This is a genomic window from Streptomyces sp. NPDC007346, from assembly GCF_040703535.1.
In the GTDB taxonomy this organism is placed as follows: domain Bacteria; phylum Actinomycetota; class Actinomycetes; order Streptomycetales; family Streptomycetaceae; genus Streptomyces.
The window spans coordinates 23,254-29,253 of the sequence record NZ_JBEYKR010000089.1 but is presented as its reverse complement, the minus strand read 5'-3'; the positions used below and the strand labels follow the sequence as shown (position 1 = coordinate 29,253).

At 73.4% G+C, this 6,000-nt stretch carries 4 protein-coding genes; 2 read left to right on the top strand and 2 right to left on the bottom strand.

What is annotated here, in order from left to right:
- Positions 1-168: 168 nt before the first annotated feature.
- Together AB0917_RS22275 and AB0917_RS22270 are read right to left on the bottom strand one after the other, a co-directional pair.
- Positions 169-1,527 (bottom strand): bifunctional o-acetylhomoserine/o-acetylserine sulfhydrylase, encoded by a 1,359-nt coding sequence (locus AB0917_RS22275; protein ID WP_366821365.1) that lies wholly within the window; start codon positions 1,525-1,527, stop codon positions 169-171.
- A 524-nt stretch (positions 1,528-2,051) separates the two neighbouring features.
- Positions 2,052-2,945 (bottom strand): RNA polymerase sigma factor SigF, encoded by an 894-nt coding sequence (locus AB0917_RS22270; RefSeq protein WP_366821364.1) that lies wholly within the window; start codon positions 2,943-2,945, stop codon positions 2,052-2,054.
- A gap of 805 nt (positions 2,946-3,750) precedes the next feature.
- Between AB0917_RS22270 and AB0917_RS22265 the strand changes: the two genes are divergently transcribed.
- Both AB0917_RS22265 and AB0917_RS22260 read left to right on the top strand, forming a co-directional pair.
- Entirely contained in the window at positions 3,751-4,458 is a 708-nt protein-coding gene (locus tag AB0917_RS22265; protein ID WP_366821367.1) for a GNAT family N-acetyltransferase, read from the top strand.
- 208 nt (positions 4,459-4,666) lie between these two features.
- Positions 4,667-5,878: a PP2C family protein-serine/threonine phosphatase gene (locus AB0917_RS22260; protein WP_366821363.1), complete on the top strand. Its 1,212-nt coding sequence runs from the start codon at positions 4,667-4,669 to the stop codon at positions 5,876-5,878.
- The last annotated feature ends 122 nt before the right edge of the window (positions 5,879-6,000 follow it).

Genomic DNA, 6,000 nt, shown 5'->3' with positions numbered 1-6,000 from the left:
GTTGCAGCACCTGCACGAGATACCCGCGCAGCAGTTCTGGACCTTGCGCGCGCTGGAGGCGTGCGAGGGGAATGCGCGCCGCCCAGCGGCGACGACCGGGCGGGTCCCCCTCCCTCCGGCCGCCGGAGGCCGGAGGGAGGGGGAGTGCGACGGGCGCGGCGCCACGGTTCAGGACGCCGCCTTCGCGGCCCGGAACCCCGCCTCCAGGTCGGCCTTGAGGTCGTCCACGTTCTCCAGGCCGACCGAGAGCCGCACCAGGCCCGGCGTGGCGCCGGTGGCGACGAGCTGCTCCTCGGTCAGCTGGCTGTGGGTGGTGGAGGCCGGGTGGATGATCAGACTCCGCACGTCACCGATGTTGGCGAGGTGGCTGAACAGCCCCACCGCGTCCACGAACTGCTTGCCCGCCTCGGCCCCGCCCTTCAGTTCGAAGGCCAGCACCGCCCCGGCGCCCCGGGGCAGATAGCGCTGCCCCGCCTCGTACCAGCGGTTCGACGGGAGACCCGCGTAGTGCACGGTCTCCACCTCGTCCCGCCGCTCCAGCCAGCGGGCCAGCTCCAGCGCGTTGGAGGTGTGCCGCTCCAGCCGCAGGCTCAGCGTCTCGACGCCCTGGAGCAGCAGGAACGCCGAGTGCGGCGAGAGGGCGGGGCCCAGGTCGCGCAGCAGCTGGACACGGAGCTTGACGGCGAAGGCGCTCGGGCCCAGGTCCGGCCAGTAGCGCAGCCCGTGGTAGCTCGGGTCGGGCTCGTGGAAGTCGGGGAAGCGCTCGGCGTGCGCGCCGAAGTCGAAGGTGCCGCCGTCCACGACGACCCCGCCGATGGTGGTGCCGTGTCCGCCGAGGAACTTGGTCGCGGAGTGGACCACGATGTCGGCGCCGTGCTCGATGGGCCGCAGCAGGAAGGGCGTCGGCACGGTGTTGTCCACGATCAGCGGGATCCCGGCGGCGTGCGCGGTGTCGGCGACCGCCCGGATGTCCAGCACGTCGCCGCGCGGGTTGCCGAGGGTCTCGGCGAAGAACGCCTTCGTGTTGGGGCGGACCGCGGCCCGCCAGGCCTCCAGGTCGTCGGGGTCCTCGACGAACGTCACCTCGATGCCGAACCGGGGCAGCGTGTGGCGGAAGAGGTTGTAGGTGCCGTAGAGCGAGGGCGAGGAGACGATGTGGTCGCCCGCCCCGGCCAGCGTCAGGAGAGCCAGGGTCTCGGCCGCCTGCCCGGAGGCGAGCGCCACGGCCGCGACACCGCCCTCCAGCGCGGCGAGGCGCTGCTCCAGGACGTCCTGCGTGGGGTTGTGGATGCGGGTGTAGATGTTGCCGGGCTCGGCGAGGGAGAACACGTCGGCGGCGTGCTGGGTGTCGCGGAAGACGAACGACGTCGTCTGGTAGATCGGCACCGCGCGGGCCCCGGTCGTCGGGTCCGGGACGGCTCCGGAGTGGATCTGCTTGGTCTCGAACGACCAGGCCGCCCCGGGTTCCTGCCGGTTCGCGTCCTCGGGGGTGTGGCCTGCGGTGACGGAGTCGAGGGGCTGGCTCATGTGTTTCCTCGCACGTGGTTCGGTCGCCGTTCGGCCTACGTCCGCCGGTCGGCGGAAGCCCGGAGTGGCGACGGGCTGACTACGGACCGTAGGACGCGGCGGACCGGCCCGGAAGCGTGTCGCCCGCTTGGCCACGAACCTGCAATACGGCGGCAACGCAAGGGCCGGTCCGGGGCCTCGGGACCGGCGGCGTCGCTCATCGGTGCGGGGCGTGCGGGGCGTGCGGTGCGTGCGGGGCGTGCGAGGTTTCGGGCGGCGGACGCGGCGCGCCCCCGCGTGGTCGGGGCCCGCCGGGAGTGCGGCGCGGCGACGGGTGTCCTCGTCCGCACCGGCGCACCGGGCTTCGAGCGGATCGTCCCGGCCGCCTCGTACTGCCGCGTGGGCGGCGACCGGCATGGTGTGCTGAGCGGAATCTCGCTGTCAGAGGAGCTCGCTGTCAGAGGAGAGGGAGCTCCGCCGGGGTGGCATCACGGCATCGTGGGGAAAGGGAGAGCCTGACCGATGCATCGGTCAGGGTGCGGCACTCACTCCTGTGTGAGCATCCCGCTGCGCAGCTTGCCCAGCATCCGGCTCAGCAGCCGGGAGACGTGCATCTGGGAGATCCCGAGCTCGGCGCCGATCTGGGCCTGCGTCAGCTCCTGGCCGAACCGCATGTCGATGATCCGGCGTTCCCGCTCGTCCAGTTCGCCCAGCAGCGGTGCGAGGGTGTGCAGGTTCTCCACGGTCTCCATGGCGGGGTCCGGCTCGCCCAGGACGTCGGCGAAGGTCCGCCCGCCGGTGTTCTGGGGACCGGCCTCGGTGGAGTCGGTCGGCATGTCCAGGGAGCCCGCGGTGTAGCCGTTGGAGGCGACTATCCCCTCCGTTATCTCCGCCTGGTCCATCCCCAGGTGCTCGGCCAGTTCCTGCACCGTGGGGTCCCGGTCGAGATCGCCCGCGAGGGACTCCTTCGCCTTGGCGAGGTCGACCCGCAGCTCCTGGAGGCGGCGCGGCACGTGGACGGCCCAGCTGGTGTCCCGGAAGAACCGCTTGATCTCGCCCACGATGTACGGGACGGCGAAGGAGGTGAACTCGACCTCGCGGGAGAGGTCGAAGCGGTCGATCGCCTTGATCAGCCCGACCGTGCCGACCTGGACGATGTCCTCCATGTCACCGCTGCCCCGGTTGCGGAAGCGGTTGGCGGCGAACCGGACGAGCGACAGGTTCATCTCTATGAGGGTGTTGCGCGCGTACTGGTACTCGTGCGTGCCCTCCTCCAGGACCTGGAGGCGGTCGAAGAACAGCCGCGAGAGCCGACGCGCGTCCATCGGGGCGACCTTGCCGGCTTCCTCGATCCACGGGAGATCCTCCGTGGTGCCCGTCTGCCGCTCCGTGCCGGTCTGCCGCTCCGTGCCGGTGGTCCGCGCAGTGTGCGCCGTCATCTGTTCACGCTCCCCTGGTCGTAGGCCATGAGGTTTACTCGCCTGCCCGGCGGTCCGGCCCTCATGCGCGCTGAAGGGATCCGATCTGGCCAGCGGTCGCGGGTTGGCCGGAAACAGTCGAAGGCGGGTGAAGGCAGCCGGAAACGCCCGCAAACGGGCGGAGTTCGCCGCTGAAACCCCGTCATGGGGCGGGGCCGAGCCACAGGGGGCGCACAGAACCGCCCCACCGGTACGGGGGAGCCCGGTGGGGCGGTCGCCACCAGACTGCCACAGCCGACGGGAAGTTGGGACCCGACCGGCACGTATTGGCCGACGGATGAGTCGAATTCGCCGCTCCGGTGAGCGGGCGCACACCGGCCCCCCACGTGCTCCGGAATCTCTCCGTCCGGGGGCGCTGAGCCTGCCGGACACCCCCGTTGATTGCGGCATCGTGAACAGTTCCCCGGCGTGGAATACGCCCTGCGCGCATCGGCTTTTCGCGGGTGGCGGGCGCGCGGCGCCAGGGCACCGGGGTGCCCGCCGGAGGGAACCGCGCGATGGACCGGAACGAGGAGAACATGCGCAAGCCGTACGCCTACGAAGAGTGCCCCGCAGGGGTGGCACGGGGTGCAGCCGAACGGCCCGATCCGATCGCCGAGGTGGGCCCGTGAGCACCCTCGAACCCGCGACCCGGCAGCCGACCGCCGCCCCCGCGCCCCGGCAACCGGCCACCGCCCCCGTGGCAGGTCAGGCCACCGCCGCCCACGCCCCCGCGCCACGGCACCTCACCGCCGTCCCGGCGGCGGGCCCCGGGACACCCCACCCGCTGGACCGCCCCGTCCTCTCCTCGCTCACGGGCCCGCACGCCCACTTCGCCGAGCGCCGCGGCCGGATCCTGCGCTACCCCGTCGACGTCACCCCCTGGACCGCCCACCCCGACGCGCCGGACGCGCGGGACTGGGCCGATCTCGCGGCGTTCGCCGGACCGGGCGGGGCCATCAGCCTGAACACGTTGCGGGAGGAGCCGCCGAAGGGCTGGGAGATCGTCCAGCGGATCGCCGGCGTCCAGCTCGTCGACGAGTCGGTGGTCCCCGAGCCCGCCCCCGAAGCCGTACGGCTCGGCCCGGCGGACGTGCCGGAGATGCTGGCCCTCGTGGAGCGCACCCGCCCAGGGCCCTTCCTCCCGCGTACCGTGGAGCTCGGCACCTATCTGGGCATCCGCCGGGGCGGGGCGCTGGTGGCGATGGCGGGGGAGCGGCTGCACCCGCCGGGCTGGACCGAGATCAGCGGGGTCTGCACCGACGAGTCCGTACGGGGTCAGGGGCTGGCGAGCCGCCTGGTCCGGGCGGTCGCGTACGGGATCCGTGAGCGCGGGGAGACCCCGTTCCTGCACACCTCCGCCGCCAACACGGTGGCGATCCGGCTCTACGAATCGCTCGGCTTCCGGCTCCGCGCCCACCCCGATTTCCTCTCCGCCGTGGCCCCGGTGACGCTCCCGCCCGCCGACGGAACCGGGCGGTCCGCACGGCGGTGACCCGGTCCCGGAAGCGGGGCTTTTGGCCTCCGCCGGGGCCTCGGGCACCCGCACCGGGGGCCGGAGGTCCCGGGACGAACGCCCCGCCCGGGACCTTCGGCACCGCCCCCGGGCCCTACGCCCCCGTGCGCCGCGGCCCGGACAGAGGTCAACTGGAAGGGGCCGGCCGAAGAGCGGCGACACCGAGCACGGAGAGGGAGGACAAGCCGTGGCCCTGGGGAAACGGCGCACGGCACGGGACCGGACGGCGGGCCTGCCCGGTACGGACGCGGGCGCCGCGGCGGCCACGGGCCGGATCGGGAGCTGGGCGCTGGCCGGCGTGCTGGCGCTGCTGAGCGCGCTGGTCGTGCTCCTCGACGTGGTCACGGGCGAGGACCTCCGCGTCATCCCCCTCCTGGTGGTCGCCCCGGCCCTGGCCTCCGTCTTCTGCAGCCTCCGCCAGACCGTATGGGTGGCGGTCTGGATCACGGTGGTCGTCGTCGGATCCGGGCTCAGCGGGGGCGGCACCACCTGGGACATCGTGTTCGGCGCCGGCTTCACCGTGCTCGCCTGCGGCCTCGGCGTCGCCGCCTGCGCGGCCCGGATACGGCACGCCACCGAGATGGACCGGCTCCGCTCCGCCGCCGTCGCCCTGCAACGCCAGATCCTGCGCCCCCTGCCCGTCGTCACCGACCAGGTCTTCGCGTACGGCCTCTACGAGCCGATGGAGGAGGACCGCTTCGTCGGCGGCGACATCTACGAGGTCGTCGAGTCGCCGTACGGGACCCGTGTGATCATCGGGGACGTCCAGGGCAAGGGGCTCGCGGCCATAGGGGCCGGGTTCGCCGCCATCGCCGCGTTCCGTGAGGCGGCGGTCCGTGAGCCGACGCTCTCCGGGGTGGTGCAGGCACTGGAGGACGCCGTCGTCCGGCACAACGTCTTCTCCGCCCAGACCGGCGAGGCCGAACGCTTCGTGACCGCGCTGGTCCTCGGGTTCGACGAGGAGGACCGGGTGCAGGCGGTGAACTGCGGCCATCTGCCGCCGCGACTGCTGCACGAGGGCCGGGCCTCGGCCGTACCCCTGGAGCGGACCTATGTGCCTCTCGGCCTCGCCGGGCTCAGCCGGGAGACCCGTACGGCGGAGTCGTTCGCCTTCCCGCCCGGCGCCACCCTCCTCGTCGTCACCGACGGGGTGACCGAGGCCCGCGACTCGGCCCGCGCCTTCTACCCGTTCGACCAGCGGCTGCGCGGCTGGGCCGGGCACGGCCCGAGCGAACTGCTGGACGCCCTCCACGTCGACCTGGAGAAGTTCACCGGAGGCGTCCGGCGCGACGACGTCGCCGCGCTCGCCCTGCGTCGGGCCCCCGGCGACGGCAGACCGTGGTCGATGACGGCCGCCGCCGAGCACCTCCGTCCGGTCGCGGGGGCCGTGCGCGACTGAGCCGTCCCGTACGAACCCGTCCGGATGTGCCGGCCGTCGCCCATAAGGCGCTCTACGCGGCCTTGCACCGCGTCCGGGTGGACGCCCCGGCGGGCTCGGTGACGGCGCCCGGGTGGCGGGCG

Excerpts from the sequence above, each read along its gene's own strand:
- AB0917_RS22270 (WP_366821364.1), bottom strand. The coding sequence starts at position 2,945 with ATGACGGCGCACACTGCGCGGACCACCGGCACGGAGCGGCAGACCGGC.
- AB0917_RS22275 (WP_366821365.1), bottom strand. The coding sequence starts at position 1,527 with ATGAGCCAGCCCCTCGACTCCGTCACCGCAGGCCACACCCCCGAGGAC.